At 70.6% G+C, this 20,250-nt stretch carries 18 protein-coding genes; 11 read left to right on the forward strand and 7 right to left on the reverse strand.

Going from position 1 to position 20,250, the window contains the following annotated elements:
• Nucleotides 1-98: 98 nt before the first annotated feature.
• The 3 genes from ABZS64_RS13985 (at nucleotide 99) to ABZS64_RS13995 (ending at nucleotide 2,297) form a co-directional block, all read left to right on the forward strand.
• On the forward strand, nucleotides 99-470 hold the full coding sequence (locus ABZS64_RS13985) for a BlaI/MecI/CopY family transcriptional regulator (RefSeq protein WP_355827902.1): 372 nt from the start codon (nucleotides 99-101) through the stop codon (nucleotides 468-470).
• Nucleotides 467-1,414, forward strand: coding sequence for a M56 family metallopeptidase (locus ABZS64_RS13990; RefSeq protein ID WP_355827905.1), 948 nt, complete (start codon nucleotides 467-469; stop codon nucleotides 1,412-1,414). Before ABZS64_RS13985 ends, ABZS64_RS13990 begins: the two co-directional genes overlap by 4 nt.
• A gap of 70 nt (nucleotides 1,415-1,484) precedes the next feature.
• Nucleotides 1,485-2,297, forward strand: coding sequence for a hypothetical protein (locus tag ABZS64_RS13995; RefSeq protein WP_355827907.1), 813 nt, complete (start codon nucleotides 1,485-1,487; stop codon nucleotides 2,295-2,297).
• On the opposite strand, the gene ABZS64_RS14000 is transcribed toward ABZS64_RS13995, so the two are convergent.
• The 3 genes from ABZS64_RS14000 to ABZS64_RS14010 all read right to left on the reverse strand — a co-directional run bounded on the left by ABZS64_RS14000 (nucleotide 2,278) and on the right by ABZS64_RS14010 (nucleotide 5,650).
• Nucleotides 2,278-3,630, reverse strand: coding sequence for an ATP-binding protein (locus ABZS64_RS14000; RefSeq protein ID WP_355827910.1), 1,353 nt, complete (start codon nucleotides 3,628-3,630; stop codon nucleotides 2,278-2,280). The genes ABZS64_RS13995 and ABZS64_RS14000 overlap by 20 nt on opposite strands.
• Nucleotides 3,627-4,298 carry a response regulator transcription factor gene (locus ABZS64_RS14005; protein ID WP_355827913.1) on the reverse strand — a complete coding sequence of 224 codons (672 nt, stop codon included), beginning with the start codon at nucleotides 4,296-4,298 and terminating at the stop codon, nucleotides 3,627-3,629. Before ABZS64_RS14005 ends, ABZS64_RS14000 begins: the two co-directional genes overlap by 4 nt.
• Before the next feature lie 65 nt (nucleotides 4,299-4,363).
• On the reverse strand, nucleotides 4,364-5,650 hold the full coding sequence (locus ABZS64_RS14010) for a HAMP domain-containing sensor histidine kinase (protein WP_355827916.1): 1,287 nt from the start codon (nucleotides 5,648-5,650) through the stop codon (nucleotides 4,364-4,366).
• 159 nt (nucleotides 5,651-5,809) lie between these two features.
• Here ABZS64_RS14010 and ABZS64_RS14015 point away from each other — a divergent pair, with 159 nt between their 5' ends.
• From ABZS64_RS14015 to paaN, 8 genes are all read left to right on the forward strand, one after another.
• A complete protein-coding gene (locus ABZS64_RS14015; RefSeq protein ID WP_355827919.1) occupies nucleotides 5,810-6,418 on the forward strand; it encodes a hypothetical protein in 609 nt (202 codons plus the stop codon).
• Nucleotides 6,418-7,113 carry an ABC transporter ATP-binding protein gene (locus ABZS64_RS14020; protein WP_355827922.1) on the forward strand — a complete coding sequence of 232 codons (696 nt, stop codon included), beginning with the start codon at nucleotides 6,418-6,420 and terminating at the stop codon, nucleotides 7,111-7,113. The genes ABZS64_RS14015 and ABZS64_RS14020 overlap by 1 nt, the downstream gene beginning before the upstream one ends.
• Nucleotides 7,110-7,817, forward strand: coding sequence for an ATP-binding cassette domain-containing protein (locus ABZS64_RS14025; protein ID WP_355827925.1), 708 nt, complete (start codon nucleotides 7,110-7,112; stop codon nucleotides 7,815-7,817). Before ABZS64_RS14020 ends, ABZS64_RS14025 begins: the two co-directional genes overlap by 4 nt.
• A complete protein-coding gene (locus tag ABZS64_RS14030; protein ID WP_355827928.1) occupies nucleotides 7,814-10,471 on the forward strand; it encodes an FtsX-like permease family protein in 2,658 nt (885 codons plus the stop codon). Before ABZS64_RS14025 ends, ABZS64_RS14030 begins: the two co-directional genes overlap by 4 nt.
• Nucleotides 10,472-10,593: 122 nt before the next feature.
• A complete protein-coding gene (locus ABZS64_RS14035) occupies nucleotides 10,594-11,331 on the forward strand; it encodes a response regulator transcription factor (RefSeq protein WP_355827931.1) in 738 nt (245 codons plus the stop codon).
• A gap of 460 nt (nucleotides 11,332-11,791) precedes the next feature.
• Nucleotides 11,792-13,285: an APC family permease gene (locus ABZS64_RS14040; RefSeq protein WP_355827968.1), complete on the forward strand. Its 1,494-nt coding sequence runs from the start codon at nucleotides 11,792-11,794 to the stop codon at nucleotides 13,283-13,285.
• A gap of 35 nt (nucleotides 13,286-13,320) precedes the next feature.
• The gene (locus ABZS64_RS14045) at nucleotides 13,321-14,295 is read left to right on the forward strand and encodes a hypothetical protein (protein WP_355827934.1); all 975 of its coding nucleotides are present in this window, start codon (nucleotides 13,321-13,323) and stop codon (nucleotides 14,293-14,295) included.
• Between the two features lie 6 nt (nucleotides 14,296-14,301).
• Nucleotides 14,302-15,999 carry a phenylacetic acid degradation protein PaaN gene (gene paaN, locus ABZS64_RS14050; RefSeq protein WP_355827937.1) on the forward strand — a complete coding sequence of 566 codons (1,698 nt, stop codon included), beginning with the start codon at nucleotides 14,302-14,304 and terminating at the stop codon, nucleotides 15,997-15,999.
• Nucleotides 16,000-16,033: 34 nt separating this feature from the next.
• On the opposite strand, the gene ABZS64_RS14055 is transcribed toward paaN, so the two are convergent.
• From ABZS64_RS14055 to ABZS64_RS14070, 4 genes are all read right to left on the reverse strand, one after another.
• Complete coding sequence (locus tag ABZS64_RS14055; protein WP_355827940.1) at nucleotides 16,034-16,474, reverse strand: GNAT family N-acetyltransferase; 441 nt, start codon at nucleotides 16,472-16,474, stop codon at nucleotides 16,034-16,036.
• 113 nt (nucleotides 16,475-16,587) lie between these two features.
• Nucleotides 16,588-17,544, reverse strand: coding sequence for an aldo/keto reductase (locus tag ABZS64_RS14060; RefSeq protein ID WP_355827943.1), 957 nt, complete (start codon nucleotides 17,542-17,544; stop codon nucleotides 16,588-16,590).
• A gap of 55 nt (nucleotides 17,545-17,599) precedes the next feature.
• Nucleotides 17,600-18,352 (reverse strand): transglutaminase domain-containing protein, encoded by a 753-nt coding sequence (locus ABZS64_RS14065; RefSeq protein WP_355827946.1) that lies wholly within the window; start codon nucleotides 18,350-18,352, stop codon nucleotides 17,600-17,602.
• Between the two features lie 205 nt (nucleotides 18,353-18,557).
• On the reverse strand, nucleotides 18,558-20,084 hold the full coding sequence (locus ABZS64_RS14070; protein ID WP_355827949.1) for a serine/threonine-protein kinase: 1,527 nt from the start codon (nucleotides 20,082-20,084) through the stop codon (nucleotides 18,558-18,560).
• Nucleotides 20,085-20,250 lie beyond the last annotated feature (166 nt).

Raw genomic sequence — 20,250 nt, forward strand, 5'->3', positions numbered from 1 at the left:
AATGGTGGGCAGGGCCGGTCACAGCGACGGCCCCATTGACTACAGTGATGTAGACGGTCTACTTCACTGTAGACGAAGGACGCGGGAGGAACGTTCCCATGAGTGAGAAGAGCACGGATCGGCGACCCGCCGGAGAGCTGGAATCCGGCGTGCTGGCGACCCTCTGGGCCGCCGCAGGCCCGCTGACCCCGTCCCAGGTGCAGAGCGCCCTGGGCGTGTCACTCGCGCGGACGACCGTCACGACGATCCTGTCCCGCCTCTACGAGAAGGGCACCGTGACCCGTGTCCGCTCCGGCCGCGGATACGCCTACACCCCGACAGAGGACGCGGCCGGTCTGACCGCCCGGCGCATGCACTCGGAGCTGGAGAAGGACGACGACCGCAGCGCCGTGCTGACCCGCTTCGTCTCCCAGCTCAGCGACGACGACGAACGGCTGCTGCGCTCCCTCCTCGACGGCGGCCCGGCATGATCTACATGGTGTGGGTGCCGCTGCTCGTGCCGTTCCTCGCGGGCCCGGCAGGCCGACGACTCGTCTCCAGCCTCCCTCCGAGGCCGGCAGCCTGGCTGCTCACCATCACCGCAGCGGGCCTCGCCATCAGCAGTACGGCCGCTCTCGCCCTGCTCATCGTCCCCGGCGCCACCCATGTGCACGCCGTAGCAGCGCTCGGCGAACTGCTGACCCCCGTCTCGACAGGCCCACCCGTCACTGTCGTGGCTGTGGCATCGATGGCATCGGCTCTCCTCGTGTGGTGCGCCACCGTACTGGCCCGCACGCTGCACCGACGCAGGTCCCAACTGCGCCGGGCGAGGCAGCTGGCCGTCAGCGCGGACGGAGAGCTGGTCGTACTGAACGACGACGACCCGGACGCGTACGCGCTGCCCGGACGTCCCGGCAAGGTCGTCGTGACCTCCGGCATGCTCCGCGCCCTTACCGCCGCCGAACGCGAGGTTCTCTTCGCCCACGAACGAGCCCACCTGAGTGACCGTCACCACCTCTTTGTCACCGTCGTGGAACTGGCCGCCCGGTGCCATCCCGGCCTGCGCGCCCTGCGCGAGCCCCTCAGCTACGCGCTGGAGCGCAGCGCCGACGAAACCGCCGCCCAGGCCGTCGGCGACCGCCACCTCGCAGCCCGGGCCATCGGCAGAGCCGCCTTGGCAGCCCGCGCTGCGCAGACACGCGCCGCCGGACGCCCGGGTGTCGCCTTGGCTGCCACGACTGGCCCCGTGCCGCGGCGCGTTGCCGCTCTGCTCGACCACGAGGCTCAGGCAACGCACGTACAGCGAAAGACCAGCCGCATCATTGCCGCTGCCCTCCTGGCATGCCTCGCGGTCTCGGCCGCCGCGGCACTGGAAGCCGCACACGACCTGCACGCCGGCATCGAAGTAGCCCAGGGCGAACACGTCCGGGACTGAGTTCCTGCGCCGAGGGCGTGCTCGCTGCAGTCAGGATCCGTTCAGGAAAGCCCTGGCAGCGTGCCCTGCCATGACAACCAACACGCATGTCGCCGAGGCGCAGTCCCGGCAGCGGCAGATGTGGAACAAGGTCCCCCAGGTCACCCTCTACTTCTGGGTGATCAAAGTCCTGTGCACCACGGTGGGCGAGACCGCGGCCGATCTGCTCAACGCCAACCTCGGTCTGGGTCTGACCACCACGTCGTACGTGATGAGCGGACTGCTGGCCGTCAGCTTGGTCTTCCAGTTCCGGGCGCGCGCCTACGTGCCGGGCCTGTACTGGCTCGCAGTGGTCCTGATCAGCGTGGTCGGCACTCTGATCAGCGACAACCTCACCGACAACCTCGGAGTTCCACTGGAGACGACGACAGCGGCGTTCGCCGTGGCTCTCGTACTCACCTTCGCCGCCTGGTATCTGAGCGAGCGGACCCTGTCGATCCACACGATCCGGACCGGCCGCAGGGAGGCGTTCTACTGGCTCGCCATCCTGTTCACGTTCGCCCTGGGCACTTCCGCGGGTGACCTGACCGCCGAGCGTCTGAACCTCGGGTACTGGCTCTCCGCACTCGTCTTTGCCGTCCTGATCGCCGCGGTGGCCGCCGCGCACTACACGCTTGACCTCAACGCGGTGTGGTCGTTCTGGATCGCGTACGTGCTGACCCGGCCGCTCGGCGCCTCACTGGGCGACTACCTGTCTCAGCCGCGAGACGAGGGAGGGCTCGGCCTGGGCACGGTCGGCACCAGCTTCCTGTTCCTCGCGGTCATTCTCGCCCTGGTCGTGTTCCTCGCCCGCACGAAGCGTGACGTGGCGCCGTCCGAGGGGATCAGCCCACAGGAAGGGTGACGGCGAAGCGGGAGCCGGGGCCCGCGTCGGCCAGCACGATGTCGCCGCCGGCCGCGCGGGCAAGGCGCCGGGCCAGAGCCAGTCCGAGTCCCGCGCCGTCGTGCCCGTCCTCGGGATGCGCACGGCGGCCCGGCTCGAAGAGTGAAGCGCGGAACTGTTCGGGGACACCAGGACCGTCGTCGCTGACGTACACCCTGGCCCTGCCCGCTTCCGCCGTGCACTCGATGGTGATCGCATGTACGGCGTAGCGGCGGGCGTTGTCCAGCAGGGGCACCAGGATGCGCTCGGTGACCGACTCCGAGACCCCGACGCTCACCGCCTCTCCCTCGACCTTCACCGCCGGAGCACCGGGGTACTCGGCCGCGCTCTGCTGCGCCAGCCGGTCCGCGACGTCGGGGAATCGGCAGCGTCCGGGAACCTGCGAGCCGCGGGTGCGGGCTTCGGAGAGCAGGGAGTCGCAGATCTGCTGCATCGTCGCGGCTGCGCTCGCTATGGCCGCGTGGGAGGCGCCCTGCTCGTCGGCGCTGCGAGGTCGCCGGGTCAGCCAGTCGGTTTCCGCGGTGATCCGGGCCAATGGGGTCCTGAGCTCGTGGGACAGCTCCGCGGCCTGCTGCTGCTCATTTCGCAGCACCGCGGCCAGTATGTCCAGCAGAGCGTCAAGATTCGCGGCGAACGAGGCGAGCTCGGCCGGCCGCGCCTGTGATCCGAAACGTTCAGGGGCGCCCACCTCACTCCACTGTGCGGCCTGGGCGCTCATGGCGGCGACCGGTCGCAGGGCTCGCCGCACCACGAGCCGGGTCAGGAGATACACGGTGGCGAGCAGCAGTATGGCCAGCACGATGGACCCGACGAGAGCCGTGTCGGCCGTGCTTCGGTAGGGATCCAGGCTCACGGATGTGACCACGGTGCCCGCCTGCGCCTTCCCGCCGGTGGCTTCGACGGGGAAGGCGTACAGCCGCCACGCGCCCGGTCCGGCACTGTCGGCGAAGACACCGCGGTGTCCGGCCAGTCGATCCGCCTGTTTCTGCAGGCCGGCGGGCGAGCTGGGCGGCGCTTCGATCACGCGGGTGCCCTGGTAGATCCACACGCCGGAATCCAGGCCCTGGTCCTCAGCGGGTTCGCGGACGATCAGCTTGCCGTCCGGCCGGGCCTCCACCGTGGCCGCGACAGCCTCCGCCCGCGTACGCAGCACGTCATCGGCCTGCGCCTGCAGGCGCTTGTCCAGGGCCAGATTGAACGCCGCGGTCAGGACCGCGATCCACAGGGCGCTGGTGACCAGGGTCATCAGCGCGAGACGGCCGCGCAGCGTGCGGATGGCGAGGAGGCGTTTCATGCGAAGCGGTAGCCGATGCCCCGGACGGTACGGATGCCGTGCGGGCTGTTCGCCTCGCGCAGCTTGCGCCGCAGACGCGCCAGGTACTGGTCGAGGGTGTTGTCGCTGACCTGGGCGCCCTCCGGCCAGCCCGCGCGCAGCAGGGCCCGGCGGCGGATCACGGCGCCGGGACCGGCCATCAGGCAGGCCAGGAGACGGAACTCGGTGGGCGTCAAGGAGACGGTCTGGCCGTGCACGGTCAGCTCGTGCCGCACCGGGTCCAGACGCAGCGCGCTCGTGCTGTCGACGATGACGTTGCTGCTGCCTGCGCGATGCAGCAACGCCCGCAGTCTGGCCGCCAGTTCACTGAGATGAAACGGCTTGGGCAGGTAGTCGTCTCCACCGGAGGCGAAGCCGGAAAGCCGATCGGTGAGGTTGCCGTGGGCGGTCAGGAAGATCACCGGGACGGTGATGCCCGCGCCGCGCATCGCCTGGCACACGTCCCGCCCGTCCGAGTCCGGCAGCCCGACGTCGAGCACGACCGCGTCGACCGCGTGGTCGACGGTCCGCAGGGCCGCGGCGCCGTCGGCGGCCGTCACGACGTCGAAGTCTTCGTCGCGCAGGCCACGGGCCACGACGTCGCGCAGGCCGTGGTCGTCCTCCACAACCAGGATTCGGGCAGCGTTCACTGCGCCAGTATCACCCGAGCCCGGCGCCGACCCCGCGCAGCCTCCTCACCAGCGTCGGCGTGGGGCTATTCGGCGTGCGGGAGCAGCAGCGTGAACCGTGTCGGCGCCGTCCGGGTCAGGCTCAGCCGGGCTCCGGCTGATTCGGCCAGGTCCGCGGCGAGAGACAGCCCGATGCCCTGACCGGGCCCGGTGGTCGTACCGCGGTCGAAGAGCGCCTTCGCATCGACGCTCAGGGTTCCTTCGTCGCTGACGTCGAGGGCGAGCGCGGCTCCGATGTCGCGCAGGCTCACCGTGACGGTTCCGCTGCCGTGCCTGCGTGCGTTGTCCAGGAGGATGTCAAGGATCTGGTCAGTGGTGCGGCCGGGGACGGGCAGGGTGGCGGTCGCGGGGTCGAGGACGAACTCGATGCGGCGCCCCTCCCTCGCGAGGGGGCCGTGCCATCGCCGTTCGGCCTGCTCCAGGAGTTCGCCGGCCGCTTGAGCTCCGGCGCGGGTCGCCGAAGTGGGTTCTGCTGTGGCCAGTTGAAGTACTTCGTCGATGGTGCGCTGGAGGTGGTGTGACTGCTCCAGCGCCTCTTCGAGGGCGGCGCGCAGATCGGTGCCGTCGGTGGCCAGGGCTGTCTCGAGTCCCAGTTGCATGCCCGTGAGGGGGGTGCGGAGCTGGTGGGAGGCGTTCGCCGTGAAGTGCCTCTCGTGCTGGAGCAGGTGAGCCAGGCGCTCGACCATTGCGTTGTGGGCGCCCGCCACCTGATCGATCTCTGTGATTCCGGAGTGGGCGGCCCGGGCGGTCAGGTCACCGGCAGCGATGGCCTGTGAGGTGCGGGAGAGGGATTCCAGCGGGGCACTGAGGGCGCGTGCCTGCCATCGGGCGACCAGGACTGCGGCACCGAGCGCGAGCAGCGCCGCGCCCAGCAGAGCACCCCAGGCCAGCAGGATGCGGTTCCACACGCTCTGCGTGCTGGTCGAGGCACGGACCACGCCGATGACGCGCTCGTCGCTGGAAACGGGGACGGCGGCCACGAGTTCGCCACCGATCTGCCGCTGGACCACGCTGCCGGCCACCGCGCGGCGGGTAACGGAATCGGCTGCGGCAGGACCGGTTCCGGCACGCAGGCGCAATCCCAGGTCGTAGACGCCCAGTTGTCCCTCGGACTGCCCGCGGGGCAGTTCGACGGGGTCACCGGCGGCAAAGTCTGGGCTCACGCGGACGGCTGCGGCCGTGGCTTCGCGCTCCAGTTCCCCGCGTTCGTCCGCGAAGAACGATGCGCGGATCACCACGGCGAGCGGCACGGCCAGCAGGGCGAGAGCCACCAGGGCGGCCACCAGGGCCACACGGACCACACGCTGTCTCATGTGCCCATGATGAGGGCGTACGGCCTGCGGGAGGGGCCCGGCAGATCCCGGGCGTGCGGTTTTACCGTCGTCTAGCCGTGCGCGGGCCGGGCGTTAACCGGCTGCTGCCTAGCGTCGCAGGTATGGCCGTCCGCCTCACTCGTGAAGGGCACCACGATCATGCGACGCACACTTGTTCTGACGATTGCCGCGCTCGCCCTGACCACTGGGGTAGTGGCGGGATGCAGCAGCAGCAGTTCCGCATCGGGCAGCGGCAGCACGACGAGCAGCGCCGGCGCCAAGCCGGCTCCCGCGGAATCCAACCCTGCCGGTGACATCCCCGACAACCAGGCATACGTCACCTACCAGCCGGCCCAGGGCGGGTTCACCGTCAAGGTGCCCGAGGGCTGGGCCCGCACCACCACCGGCAATGCGGTCACCTTCACGGACAAGCTGAACCGGATCGAGATCGCCTCGTCCAACGCCCCTACAGCTCCCACACCCCAGTCGGTGAACTCCAAGGTGGTCCCCGTCCTGCAACGGCAGGTGCCCGCCTTCTCGATGGGGAAGGTCACCGTCGTCTCCCGGCAGGCGGGGCGGGGCGTCCTGGTCACCTACCAGGGCAACAGCGCGCCGGACCCGGTGACCGGCAAGGTCGTCCACGACGCCTTCGAGCGGTACAGCTTCCAGCACAACGGCCGTCAGGTCGACCTGACGCTGTCCGGCCCGGTCGGCGCCGACAACGTGGACCCCTGGCACATCGTCACCGACTCGCTGAGGTGGCAGTGATGGCCACCGCGGGAACGCTCCCCCCGCGCACGGACACCGACGCGCTCACGGCGCGGGACCTGTACCGGTTCTACCGGGCGGGCGAGGAGGAGACCCTGGCGCTGCGCGGGGTGGCCCTGCAGGTACGGCGCGGGGAGACCGTCGCCGTCATCGGACCCTCCGGGTCCGGCAAGTCCACCCTGCTGGCCTGCCTGGCCGGACTGGACGAACCGGACGGAGGCGTCGTACACGTCGCCGGGGAGCGGATCAGTCACCGGCCGGAGGCCGAGCGGGCCCGGGTCCGCGCCCACCGCATCGGTGTCCTGCTGCAGTCCGGCAACCTCATCGCCCACCTCGACGTCCACGCCAACATCCGCCTCGCGCGCACCGCCGCCCCCCGCGCGAGCAAGCAGCCCATCGCCGAGCTGCTGGACCAGGTCGGGCTTGGGCACCGCGGCCGCGCACTCCCCCAGCAACTCGCCGGCGGCGAACTCGCCCGCGCAGGGCTGGCCGTCGCCCTGGCAAACGACCCGGACATCCTCCTCGCCGACGAGCCGACCGGTGAACTGGACGGCGTCACCGAGCAGCGGATCCTCTCACTGCTGCGCAGCCGCGCCGAGGCGGGCCGCGGAGTACTGGTCGTCACCCATAGCCCCGAAGCCGTCAAGATCGCCGACCGGGTCATCACCTTGCGCGACGGAAGGATCCCGTCATGAGTGCCGACGACGTGCTCGTCCACTGCCAGGATGCCGCACGCACCTTCGGCCAGGGACCCGCCGCCGTCGTCGCCGTACACGGCGCCACCTGCCAGGTCCGCGCGGGCGACCGGATCGCGATCACCGGGCCCTCCGGATCCGGCAAGTCGACCCTGCTGCACCTGATGGCCGCACTCGAAAAGCCCACCGCCGGGCGGGTCACCTGGCCCGGCCTCACCCAGGGGCCTGTGGCAGGACAGGTGGGGGTCGTGTTCCAGGGGCCCAGCCTGATCCCGGCCCTGGACGTCGCGGAGAACGCCGCACTGCCCTTGGTCCTGGCCGGCGTCCCCGAAGACGGGGCCCGGCGCCGGGCACTGGACGCCCTCGCCCTGGTCGACGCCGCCGACCTGGCCGACAAACTGCCCGAGGAGCTCTCCGGCGGCCAGGCACAGCGCGTGGCCATCGCCCGCGTACTGGCCCTGGCACCGCGCCTCGTCCTGGCGGACGAACCCACCGGACAGCTCGACCGGGCCACCGGCCAGCACATCATCGACGTACTCCTGGCCACCGCCGACGCGATCGGCGCCGCGCTGGTGGTCACCTCGCACGACCCCACGGTCGCCCAGCGCCTGGACGAGCAGTGGGCGATGCACGAAGGCCGCCTGCACTCCACGCCCGATCCGTTCGAGCGGACCGCTGCGGCGCCCCAGGGAGGCACATCGTGATCATCACCTGGATCGGCGGACTGCTCCGACGCCGCACCGGACGACTGACCGCCACCGCGCTCGGCATCGCTCTCGCAGTTGCCCTCCTGGCCTCGCTGGGCTCGTTCCTGACCGCGTCGAAGTCCACCATGACCACCCGCGCGGTCCGCTCGGTCGCAGTGGACTGGCAGGCCGAGGTCCAGCCGGGCGCCGACCCTGGCGCGGTCCTCAAGGCCGTGCAGACCCAAGGTGGCGTACGGAGCGCCCAGAGCGTCGGATTCGCGCGCAGCAGCGGTTTCCAGGCGACCGTCGCCGGCAGCACGCAGAGCACCGGCCCGGGTGTCCTCCTCGGCCTGTCCGACACCTACCGGGCAACGTTCCCCCGCGAGATCCGCCAGCTGACCGGCGCCACCTACGGCGTCCTGATCGCCCAGCAGACCGCGGCGAATCTGCACGTCGCCCCCGGTGACAAGGTCACCGTGAGCCTTCCCGGCACGAAGCCCGCGCAGGTGAAGGTGGCCGGAGTGGTCGACCTGCCGCAGGCCGACTCGCTGTTCCAGAAGGTCGGCGCGCCGCCCCAGTCCCAGCCCGCGGCCCCGCCCGACAACGTCCTGCTGCTCCCCTCACGCGTGTTCAACACTCTGACCGCGCCGGTCAGGGCCGTCGACCCGGCCGCCGTCGCCACGCAGATCCACATCGCCCGCAACGCACCCCTGCCCGCCGACCCCGCGGCCGCCTTCACCTCCGTCACCGCTGCCGCGCACAACCTGGAGGCCCGCACCTCCGGCGGCGCCGTGGTCGGCGACAACCTCGGCGCCGCCCTCGACAGCGCACGCAACGACGCCCTCTATGCCCAGATCCTGTTCCTGTTCCTGGGGGTGCCCGGTGCGGTGCTCGCCGCTCTGCTCACCACTGCGGTGGCAGGCGCCGGAGCCGGCCGGAGGCGTGGCGAGCAGGCGCTGCTGCGCACCCGTGGGCTGACGCCCCGCCAGGTCGCCACCATGGCCGGCGCAGAGGCGGGTGTCGTCGGTGTGACGGGCGGCGTGCTCGGCCTGGGAATCGCCGCCCTCGCGGGCCAGGCCGCGTTCGGCACTGCTTCGTTCGGGGCGCATGGCGCCTCGGCGGTCGGCTGGTTCGCACTCGCCCTCGTTCTGGGGCCGGCCGTCGCGGCCGCCGCTGTTCTGGTGCCTGCGCTGCGCGATCTGCGCACCGGCACGGTCGCAGCAGCCCGCCGCGTCGTGGGCCGCGCCCGTTCTCCGTGGTGGATGCGGTTCGGGTTGGACTTCATCCTGCTCGCCGCCTCTCTGCTGGTCTTCCGAGCGTCCAGCGGCAATCAGTACGCGCTGGTCCTGGCCCCGGAAGGCGTGGCGAGCATCTCGGTGTCGTACTGGGCCTTCCTGGGTCCTGCCCTGCTCTGGTTCGGCTCCGCGCTGCTGCTGTGGCGGCTGGCCACCTTGGTCATGGCCCACGGACGGCGGCCCCTGGCCCGCCTGGCCAGGCCACTGACCGGGACACTCGCCGGCACCACGGCGGCGAGCATGTCCCGACAGCGCCGCCCGCTGGCCCGCGCCATCGTGCTGCTCGCGCTCGCCGTCTCGTTCGCCGCCTCCACCGCGACGTTCAACGCCACCTACAAGCAGCAGGCCGAGGTCGACGCCCAGCTCACCAACGGGGCCGACGTCACCGTCACCCAGTCACCCGGCGTCGCCGTCGGCCCCGACGCCGACCGCTCCCTGAAGGTGGCGGGAGTGCGGCACGTCGAACCGGTCCAGCACCGATTCGCCTACGTCGGCGCCGACTTGCAGGACCTGTACGGGGTCCAGCCCTCCACGGTCACCTCGGCCACCTCCCTGCAGGACGCCTACTTCGCCGGCGGCACCGCCAAGAGCCTCATGGCCAAGCTCGCCGCCCGCCCCGACTCCCTCCTGGTCAGCCAGGAAACCGTCAAGGACTTCCAGCTCTCCCCCGGTGACACCGTGAACCTGCGGCTGCAGGACAGCCGCACCAAGACCCTGCACAGCGTCCCGTTCCACTACGCGGGCATCGTCAAGGAGTTCCCGACCGCCCCCAAGGACAGCTTCTTCGTCGCCAACGCCGGCTACGTCGCCAAGACCACCGGCAGCAACGCGGTGGGCGCGTTCCTCATCGACACCGGCGGCACCCACCAGAAGGCCGTCGCCGCCCAGTTGCGCCACCAGCTCGGCACCTCCGCGACCGTCACCGACATCACCCAGACCCGCTCCACGGTCGGCTCCAGCCTCACCTCCGTCGACCTGGCCGGACTCACCCGTATCGAACTGGGCTTCGCGGTCCTGCTGGCCGCCGCCTCCGGCGGCATCGTCCTGGCCCTGGGCCTGGCCGAGCGGCGACGCACCTTCGCACTCACCACCGTCCTCGGCGCCACCCGGCGCCAGCTGCGCGGACTGGTCCTGAGCGAAGCGACGGTGATGACCGCCGGCGGCCTGGCAGGCGGCGCCCTCATCGGCTGGGCCCTGTCCCAGATGCTCGTCAAGGTCCTGACCGGCGTCTTCGACCCGCCGCCTTCAACCATCGCCGTACCGTGGAACTATCTCGCCCTCACGGTCCTCACGGCGGTCGCCGCGATCGCCGCGGCAGCCCTGAACGCCGCACGCCGCTCGACGCGACCAGCCGTCGAAGAACTCCGCGAACTATGAGGGCCGCACCAGCGACCGGAGCGGGCGCCGCCGTCCCCACGGCAGCGCCCGCTCCGGTCCGACACGTCACGCGGGACTGGCGGCACCTGCCGCACCGCCCGCTTGCACCTACGCTTCGAAGCATGCGCACGCCCGCACCCCAGCCGGAGACCCGCGTCCTGGTCGTCGAGGACGACAACACCATCGGACGGCACCTGGATGCCGGACTGCGCGGCCACGGCTACGCCACCACCTGGTGCCGCACGGGAACGAGCGGACTGGCCGAAGCCCGCACCAACTCCCAGGACGTCGTACTGCTGGACCTCGGACTGCCCGACACCGACGGCATCGACGTCGCCCGCACGCTCCGCGCCGAATTCCCCGATCTGCTCATCGTCATCCTCACGGCCCGCAGCAACGAAATCGACGTCATCGCCGGCCTCGACGCCGGAGCCGACGACTATCTCGTCAAGCCCTTCACCCTGAGCGTCCTGCTGGCTCGCCTCCGCGCCCATCTGCGCCGCCGCCCAACCGGTCCGCCCCAGCACGAGCAACCGGTCCAACTCGGCGACCTCACTGTGGACATCACCGCGCGACGCTGCCTGCTCGCCGGCCAGGAGATTGCGCTGCGGCCCAAAGAGTTCGATCTGCTCGCCGTCCTGGCCCAGCACGCGGGAGCCGCCGTATCCCGAGAGACCCTTATGTCGCAGGTCTGGGACGAGAACTGGTTCGGCCCCACGAAGACACTCGACGTCACGCTGGCCTCGCTGCGCCGCCGCCTGAACCAGGCCGCCGACGCTTCTCCCCTCGCCCTGAAGCTGCCGGAGATCACGACATTGCGCGGACACGGCTACCGGCTGGACCCCGCGCAGGAGGTGTGACGGCCGGCCTGTGATCGCCCGGTGCCGCCGCCGACGGGAAGGCGGCCGGCGGTGTACAGGGCCTCGTTGAACGCCTGCCCACCGGTCGGCGCGCTGCCGACCGGGAATGCGGACCCAGCCCGGCCGCGGTGCCGTTCGTGGAGGTGGAGTTTGGCGGAGCACAGAACCACGACGGTGCCGTTCGGGCGTCGGCCGCACAGCCCAACCGGCCGGAAGCCACGTGCGGCCAAGTCGCATGAATGTGGATATTCCTCTGCTCGAACTCTTGCAAATTCACATTCATTTCGGCAGGATCTGCCGAGGCCACGCCGGTCAGCCGCAGATTTGGCTGCCCGCGGGCCCCTGCGTCGCTGAAGCGGCACATCCTGACCTCTTCGTCAGCCCCTGGCGGGCCTGCTGTCCCCTGGGGCGCCGTTGGCTGCGTCGTGGTGGTTTCTCTTGAAAGGCACGTCAGTTGAGCATGAGATCCGGCACCGGAGGCGGTCTGCGGGCGGATGCCCTCAGCACGTACGACATGGTGGTCATGGCCGTCGCGGGGTGTGGCCCGGCGTACACGGTGGCCGGAACGATTCCCGCGCTGATCGCCGCCGTCGGTGTGGCGAGCCCCGCCGCTCTGCTCTACTGCGCGATACCCGTGATCGGCATCGCCCTCGCCTACCGGCAACTCGGCCGTGTGGACCCCAATGCGGGGGCCGCGTACAGCTGGGTCGCCAGGTCGCTGCACCCATTCCTCGGGTTCCTCTGCGGCTGGTCGCTCGTGGTCGCCTGCACCGTTTTCATGGCGTCCAGCACTGTGCCCGCCGGCAATGCGACGTTGTCACTCGTCGCGCCGAGCCTGGTCGGTGACCCGGTCCTGGCCGCGGTCGTCGGCTCGGGCTGGTTCCTCCTGATGGCAGGGGTGGTGGCGTACGGCGCCCGGATCGGAGCCCGCGCGCTGACCGTCATCACTGCCGTGCAGGTGTTCCTGCTGATCGGCTTCGCGGTGGCCGCCCTGCTGTCCGACGGCGGCGGGTCGGAGTTCTCCCTGTCCTGGTTCGGCTTCAGTCACTTCGAGGGCCAGGAGTCCTTTGTGACCGGCGCGCTGATCGCCACCTTCGCGTACTGGGGGTGGGACGTGACCAGCAATCTGGGCGAGGAGACCCGGCGCGGCTCGCGTGGCTCGGGGTTCGGCGGGGTCATCGGTGTGATCCTGGCGTTCCTGCTGTTCGCTCTGGTCGCTGTCGCGGTCAACGTCCTCATGACACCGTCCGCCGTGTCGAACACCAAGGACGGCATTCTGATCGAGCTCGGCCAGCAGGTCTGGCCGGGTGTGGGCGGCACACTGCTGGTGCTCGCGCTGCTGCTGTCGACGGTCGCCATGCTGGAGACCGCGCTCATCCAGGCCGGCCGCACCCTGTTTGCCATGGGCCGGGACCGGACGATGCTCCCCGTCTTCGGCCGTATCCACGCCAAGCGGCACACGCCGTGGGTGGCCACCGCCGTCATCGCCGTCGCCTCGAGCACGCTCGCCATCGTCGAGGCCGCGCGACTGAAGCCCGGCGAGTCGCTCCTCTCGGACGCCGTGAGCGGAGTCTGTCTGCTCGTCACCTTCTACTACAGCCTCGCCGGACTGGGCGCCGTCGTCGTCCACCGCAAGCTGCTGCGCACCTCCGTGTCCAACTTCCTCCTTATGGGCCTCTGGCCGCTGGCGGGCGCTCTGTTCATGCTGTGGATCATGATCGAGTCCGTTGCCTCACTGAGTACACCGGCGCTGGTCATCGGATTCGGGACGCTCGCCCTCGGACTCGTACCGATGCTCGTCGCGTGGCTCCGGCAGCGGCCGTACTTCGAGCCCGGGCGTCTGGACGCCGACCGGGCGCGCGCCATGGACGACTCCTTCGGCGGCGCGGACTACGACGAGACACACGCCGTCAGCATGGCCAGGAGCCAGGACGAGCTCCTCACCGACTTCTGACTCCAGTTCCGCCTTCTGATCAAAGGACGCCTGACATGGCCCCGGCCTGGACCCGAAGACGCTCCGCGGCACCTCATTACGACCAGACCTTCGGCGACAAAGCCCTGTCCGCCGCGTGCGAGGACATGGTCATGGGGCGCTGGGAAGGCGCCCACGACCTGCTGGCCACCGGCCCCCACGGGGACTGGGACCGCCGCAGTCACCGCATCCGGCTGCTGGCCCACACCGCCGCCGACAAAAGGATCGTGGAGGCCTGGCAGACCACCCAGCCGGGCAGCGCGGACGCCGCCGTACTGCGGGCAGACACCGAGGTGATGCGGCTCTTCGCGGCCGCCCGTACGGGAGCCATGCCGGGCGCCGAGAGCCTGGACCGCGCGGCCCACATCTGTCTCAACGCCTCCGAGGCCTTCCCTGAAGACCCCCATCCCTGGGTGTCGCTGATCACGCTGGGCAGGCTGTACGAGAACGGGGCCCACTCGATGAACCGGTGGTGGTCGGAGGTCCTGGCCCGCGACCCGTACCACCGTGAGGCACACCATCAGGCTCTGCGCTACATGACGGCTCGTTGGCACGGCTCGCACGGCCAGGCCTACGAATTCGCCCGTGACTGCGCGGTCTACGCCCCGGCAGGCTCCCCGCTGCTGGTCCTGCCGCAGATCGCCCGCGCGGAGGAGTTCCGTCACCGCACCGAGAATGAAGGCGTCAGCCCGCACTCGATGGTCGGCTACTGGACCGGGGTGCGCTGGGACCTGGTGGAGACCATGGAGCGCTGGATAGCTTTCCGGTCCCCCGTCGAGGCCGCGCAGGACGTCGCCGACCTCAACTGTCTCGCTCACGGCCTCTCGCTGGCCGGACTTCTCGTCGAATCCGCGACGGTCTTCGATCTGCTCAAGGGACGGGCCACCCGCGTGCCCTGGTCGTACACGGGCGAGGCGGAAGCGGAGTACGTGCGCTGGCGCGAGAGGTCGTCACGTGCGGCAGCGGAGCATACGGATCCCCGGAGAGGCTGACCACTGATGCGTACCGGCTCCTTCGACGCGAGCAGCCTGCTCGAGCAGGCGGTGCAGGCTGCGGTGAGCGGTGCGGGTTTCGCTCCGTTCACCGAGGGGCCTGCCGGTGCTGTCGACCGTCGCAGAGGGGCGGCGCACAGTGCGGGCGCGGTGTTCAGGTCGATGCTCGGGCACGACGTCGACCTCGGGCAGCCCGGCGCCCAGGAACGGGTCGGGACCGAGTCCTCTCCGTACGGCCTCCCCCTGGGCGTGCGCTATCTCCGCTCCGAACCCCGTGAGTTGGTGACGGCGGCGACGCGCGCGACGGCGGGCTGGCGTGCGGCGGGACCGCGGCGCCGGGCCGCGCTCGCGGTGGAGATGCTCTGCCGGCTCCATGACCGCAGCCATGAGATCGCGCACGCGCTGCACCACACCACCGGGCAGGCGTACACCACGGCCCACCGGTCGGGCGGTCCGCATGCGCAGGACCGGGGACTCGCGGCCGTGGCCCAAGCACTGGCCGAGTCGGTGCGCAATCCCGCCGATCTGTCCTGGGAGTGGTCCGGCAAGCTGGGCGGCCCGGTGCAGATGGGCGGCACGTGCACGGTCGTTCCACGCGGCGTCTCGTTGCTCATCGGCTGTCCCGACTTCCCCACCTGGAACGGCTATCCGGGCCTCTTCGCAAGCCTGGTCACCGGGAATCCCGTGATCGTCAAGCCCCATCCGCGCGCGGTCCTGCCGCTCGCCCTGACCGTACAAGTCGCAAGGGACGTACTGGCGAAGGCGGGGCACGACCCCAACGTGGTGACACTGGCGGCGGAAAGGCCCGGGGAGAAACTGGCGTCCCGGCTCGCGACCGACCCCGCGGTCCGGCTCATCGACTTCACCGGCTCGGCCCGGTTCGGCGACTGGCTGCGCCGCAACGCCCGTCAAGCCGCGGTGTACGCCACACCGATCGGGGCCAACACCGTGCTGGTGGACTCCACCGACGACTACCGCCGCATGCTGCGCGAGCTCGCATTGTCCCTGTCGCTGTGCAGCGGCCAGAGCAGCACCGCGCCCCAGAACATCCTGGTGCCTTCCGGCGGGATTTCCACCAACGAAGGCCACAAGCCCATAGGGCGGTTCAGCGTCGACCTCGGCCGCGCTGTGAAGCGGCTTCTGGCAGAGCCGCGGCGCGCGGCGGGGATTCTCGGGGCGATCGGCAGCGACCGCATCCGCAGCTCCCTCGCGCATGCGGCCGGATGCGGGGTGGTGGTGCACGAATCCAAGCCGGTCGCACACCCCGACCATCCGGCTGCGGACATCCGCACTCCCCTGATCGTCCGGCTGGAGGCACACGACGACTCCATGTACTCCCGGGAATGGGCCGGGCCCGTCTCCTTCGTGATAGCCACCGAATCGACCTCGCAGAGCCTGGACATCTTCCGCCGCACCGCGCGCGGACACGGCGGCCAGTACGCCTCGGTCCACTCGACGGACCCGCTGGTCCTGGGTGCCGCCGAGGCAGCATCCCTCGACGCCGGGGTGCATCTGTCGGAGAACCTCGCCGGGAACGTCTTCATGGACCAGTCCGCGGTGTACGGCGATTTCTGCGAGTCGGGCGCGCCCGCGGGTGCTCACACCGCCCTTGCGGACCCCTCGTTCATCACCGGCCGGTTCCGTGTTGTGCAGGCCCGCAGACCTGCGGCCCGGGTGGAGGGCATGAGCTCTGTCGGGGCGTAAGGGCGTGGCGCACTCGATGAGCCGGTGACGTGGCTCAGCTCAGTCGCAACTCGAACCAGGGGACGCTGTCGCCAGGCAGCAGATAGCGGTCGACTTCGACGAACCCTTGCTTGTGCGCGAACCGCAGTCCGTCCGTGTTGGATGCCCAGATATGGGTCTCGATCTCGCTGGCACCCAGCGCTCGCGCCCAATCGAGCCCTCGGGCGTAGAGTGCTCCGCCGAACCCCTGCCCGCGGTGAGCGGCAAGCACTCGGGCGATAACGGTAGCCGTCGATGCGTCACTCGTCGGCGGACGGACGGTCGAGCAGCCCACAAGAACATCCCCGAGGTACGCAACCTCCAGGTGGTTGCGCTGGACACGCTCACGCACCTCGTCGAGAGACAAGGCGGCGCTGGGGATGATCACGTTGTGGACGTACTGCCAGTCTTTGAGCGTGGCATCGTCGTCCGGCTGTACGAAGCGAAGATCAGTCACCGCCACAGGAAACCCGTGCGCACGACGGGGCGTCAACGGGGATATCCGTCCCTCACAACGACGGCAGGCCATCGCGCTCAGGTGTACGGGACGGTGGGACGCTCCCGAGCAGCTCACGGAAGAGGAACGCCGCGGGCCGCGAGCCAGAGTTCGTACCACTCCTCGTGGGTGAGGTCCGGCGCCTCCAGCGCGGCGTCACGGCAGGCACGGATTCGGTCCGGACGCGCACTTCCGATCACCGGCACGATCCCGGCCGGATGGCGCTGCAGCCACCACAGCAGAATCGTCTCCCGCGTCGTGCCCTTCTTGTCCGCCAATGACGCGATGAGCTGTGCGGTCGCGTGCTCGTCCTGAGTCTCCTGCCGGCCCGTGAAACGCCCCTGCGCGAGCGACCCCCATGCCTGCAGGGAAATATCGTTCGCCCGGCAGAACTCGAGCGTCCCGAACGGGAATCCGTTTGCGGCTGCTTCCGGGGTGTTCACCAGGACACCGGCTTCGAGCCAGTCCCGCCGCTGCAGGCTCATCTCCAGCTGATTGGCAACCAGCGGGACGTCGAGACGCGCCTGAAGGGGGGCCATCTGCACGGCGCCCATGTTCGACACACCGAACCGCCGCACAAGCCCCTGCCGGTGCAGCGACGTCAGTGCCTCGGCGATGTCGTCCAGGTCCGCCAGGGGATCCGGCCGGTGCAGCAGCAGCACATCGATGACGTCGGTGCGCAGACGAGCCAGGCTCTCCTCGACCCGCCGGGCGATGGTCTCACCACGGAGGTCGTAGATACCGGGCCGCTCGCCGTCCGCAAGGCGGATACCGCACTTGGTCTGCACGACGATGCGCTCACGCAGCCCTGGGGTGCGGGCGAGAACCTCACCGAAGACTGCCTCGGCCTTCCCGTGCCGGTAGATGTCGGCGTGGTCGAACGTGGTGATCCCTACCTCCAGCGCCGCCTCGATCGCTGCCTCGGCATCTGCGATGTCCTGCGCACCGTAGGGCTCGGTGTCCCAACTCCCGCCAAGCCCCATACACCCGTACAGCAGCCGCCCACCGCTCGTCCCCGTCTTCGTCGTCACACCGTCACCCTACGACGGAGCATCATGGACAGCTGTCAGGTACCGGCCGGTCCGATCAGGCTGCCGCGCGACGGCCCATCAGCGCACCGCCGATGATCCTGGCCGGCGGGCACAAGGTCTGACCGTGGGCGGCGAAGAGCTCGTCCCGCGAGGAGAAGCGCCCGAGGTCCTCGCGCACGAGCGCCGACAGGTCGAAGGACGAGCAGCTGTCCGAGCCGCAGGTCGATCCGTCCCAGTCCACGGCGGTGGAGGCCAGTGCCTCGAAGAGCGTCTGCGAGCCGGTGTTGGTGAAACCGCGGGGGTTGGCCGCGCTGAGCGCGTCGAGCGGCGCGTACAGCTCGGAAACGCCCAACCACGTCTGCCCGATGCCGAACTCCGGCCAGGCGAGCAGAACCGTGTCGGGCACCAGACGGCGGAGCCGGGGAAAGCGCGAGTACCAGAACGAGCCGTCCACCAGAAGGCCACGCACACGCGTGGGAATGCCGCCCGCGCGGGCAACCGCCTCGAGCACGGCCAGCCGCTGGCTGCACGAACCGACGCCCTTCGCCAGCGTCCGGGAGACGGGCTGCGCGTCATTGAGTGCGTAGACCGGCTGGACCTTCTCACTGATGAGACCGTGCGCCGCCTGCAGCAGCGCGCGCTCTCCGGGCTCGGAAGCGGCGGCCCGGGCGGCTGCAAGCAGGAGCTGCACCCGGGCATGACGCCAGTCGAGGATCGGGGTGGGGGTCACGGACCCGGAGTCCCCGCCGGCAGCGGTCGGTGCGGGTCGCCGGTGTCGCCACCACGGAGTCAGGACAGCACTAGTCATGCCGGGAATGCTACGAGCACCCATCAGTGGCTCCGACCCCGCCATCCGCACGGCCAGGAGGAACGCCTTCTCGCCACCGGCCGACCAGCGTGGGCTGGTCGAGTCGGGTCCCCCAGTTGTCCTGTCGGACGCTCCTCGTCTCGGCAGTATGCGTTCGCACGGAGCTGCTCACACGCGCCCTCAGGGCCCCAGCAGCACCACTCAGCTACGGGTGGGTGCAGCGGCCGCCCGGGCTGCTCGCCGGTGGGCGGCACTGCAGCCCGAAGTCGGCCGAACTCGTGCTCAGATAGCGGCCGATGCAGGTGTTCGCCGAGGTCCTGCCGCGTTCGCGGCAGAAGGTCAGCGCGGCACGGCCGTCGGCGAACGGGCCTGGGGCGTATATCACCCAATAGCCCGGTCGCAGCGACGCGTAGTCGTCGCTGCGGACGAAGACCGCCTCGGGCACGGACTGCCGGACCTTGGCGAGCCGCAGGTCCCGCGCGGCGGCGCCGGAGCCGACGGGCTCGGAGAAGAGCTGGGCGATCCAGCGGCCTCCCGACGGGGGTGGCGGCGTGATCGGCGTGGCCGATTCCGTCGGGCCGGCCGACTTGGTCGGAGTGGGTGAGGGCGTGGGGCTCGCGGCCGTGCTCGTCGCGGCCGTCGCGGTCGACGTATGGGCGGACGAACCCGCGCTGTCGCCCGCCTTGTTGTCCCCCGGATCGCGCAGCGTGAGCACGAGCGCGGTGGCCGCGGTGACCGCGAGCGCCACGGCGATCACCGCGACGACGATCGGTGTACGGCTTCGCGGCCGGTCCTGGGTGGGCCGTGTCCGCGGCTGTTGTGGAATGGTCGGCCGCGGGCTGTCCAGCCGGGTCGGTACGTGCGGCACGGGACCGCCAGGCATGGGCGGCACCGCCGTGGTCATCGTGGGCTGCGCCAAAGGCGGCGCCGCACCCGACTCCACCTGCGCCAGCATCGTGTCCAGCCGTGTCGCGTCGGGGCGCGCGGCCGGGTCCCGTACGAGCAGCGCTTGAAGCACCGGCGCGAGCGGCCCGGAGCGCGCTGCCGACGGCACCGGATCGTCCAGCACCGCGGCGAGCGTTGCGAGCGTCGTCGCCCGGCGCAGCGGACTGACGCCCTCCACACAGACGTACAGCACAAGTCCCAGGGACCAGAGGTCGGATGCCGGGTCATCGTCGCGGCCGCGCACTCTCTCCGGGGCGATGTACTCGGGCGAGCCGACGAGTTCGCCGGTGACGGTCAGCGAGGTCGAACCCTGCAATGCCGCGATCCCGAAGTCGGTGAGCACGGCGGCCCCGTCGGGCCGCAGCAGGATGTTGGCGGGTTTGACGTCCCGGTGCTGAATGCCCGCCGCATGCGCGGCCCGCAGGGCCGAGAGCACCTGACGGCCGATGCGCGCGGCCTCCACCGGGGTCAGCGGGCCGTGGTCGAGCCTGTCCTGGAGTGACGCACCGGGCACCAGTTCCATCACGATCCACGGGTGCGGATCCGCCTCCACGATGTGATGGATCGTCACCACGTGGGGGTGACTGAGCCGCGCGAGCGCTCTGGCCTCACGCAGCACCCGCTCGCCCACGGCTCGGGCCGCATCCGCATCGGACCGGACGGCCTTGAGGGCGACTTCACGGTGCAGCACGGTGTCGCGCGCCCGCCACACCGTGCCCATCCCTCCGGTCCCCAGCCGCTCGATCAGCTCGAACCGCCCGTCGACCAGGTCCCCCGGTGTGTTCATGGGCGACAGGTTAGGTCAGGCGCCGGTCAGCTCGCCCGGTAGGCAGCGCAGTGGCATCACAGAAGTGCCGGGCTGTTGGTGGTAACGGGCGAGGGATCGGACGGCAACCTCCGCCATCGCCCGGCTTAACGAACTACCGCCAGCGATTCGGACTGACGCGGCTGAA

The sequence above is a fragment of the Streptomyces sp. NPDC005408 genome (assembly GCF_040606445.1).
In the GTDB taxonomy this organism is placed as follows: Bacteria; Actinomycetota; Actinomycetes; order Streptomycetales; family Streptomycetaceae; genus Streptomyces.

Coding starts and splice junctions, on each gene's coding strand:
- paaN (WP_355827937.1), top strand. CDS start 14,302: ATGCGTACCGGCTCCTTCGACGCGAGCAGCCTGCTCGAGCAGGCGGTG.
- ABZS64_RS14015 (WP_355827919.1), top strand. CDS start 5,810: ATGCGACGCACACTTGTTCTGACGATTGCCGCGCTCGCCCTGACCACT.
- ABZS64_RS14010 (WP_355827916.1), bottom strand. CDS start 5,650: ATGAGACAGCGTGTGGTCCGTGTGGCCCTGGTGGCCGCCCTGGTGGCT.
- ABZS64_RS14070 (WP_355827949.1), bottom strand. CDS start 20,084: ATGAACACACCGGGGGACCTGGTCGACGGGCGGTTCGAGCTGATCGAG.
- ABZS64_RS13995 (WP_355827907.1), top strand. CDS start 1,485: ATGACAACCAACACGCATGTCGCCGAGGCGCAGTCCCGGCAGCGGCAG.
- ABZS64_RS14035 (WP_355827931.1), top strand. CDS start 10,594: ATGCGCACGCCCGCACCCCAGCCGGAGACCCGCGTCCTGGTCGTCGAG.
- ABZS64_RS14025 (WP_355827925.1), top strand. CDS start 7,110: ATGAGTGCCGACGACGTGCTCGTCCACTGCCAGGATGCCGCACGCACC.
- ABZS64_RS14040 (WP_355827968.1), top strand. CDS start 11,792: ATGAGATCCGGCACCGGAGGCGGTCTGCGGGCGGATGCCCTCAGCACG.
- ABZS64_RS14000 (WP_355827910.1), bottom strand. CDS start 3,630: ATGAAACGCCTCCTCGCCATCCGCACGCTGCGCGGCCGTCTCGCGCTG.
- ABZS64_RS13985 (WP_355827902.1), top strand. CDS start 99: ATGAGTGAGAAGAGCACGGATCGGCGACCCGCCGGAGAGCTGGAATCC.
- ABZS64_RS14065 (WP_355827946.1), bottom strand. CDS start 18,352: ATGACTAGTGCTGTCCTGACTCCGTGGTGGCGACACCGGCGACCCGCA.
- ABZS64_RS13990 (WP_355827905.1), top strand. CDS start 467: ATGATCTACATGGTGTGGGTGCCGCTGCTCGTGCCGTTCCTCGCGGGC.
- ABZS64_RS14045 (WP_355827934.1), top strand. CDS start 13,321: ATGGCCCCGGCCTGGACCCGAAGACGCTCCGCGGCACCTCATTACGAC.
- ABZS64_RS14020 (WP_355827922.1), top strand. CDS start 6,418: ATGGCCACCGCGGGAACGCTCCCCCCGCGCACGGACACCGACGCGCTC.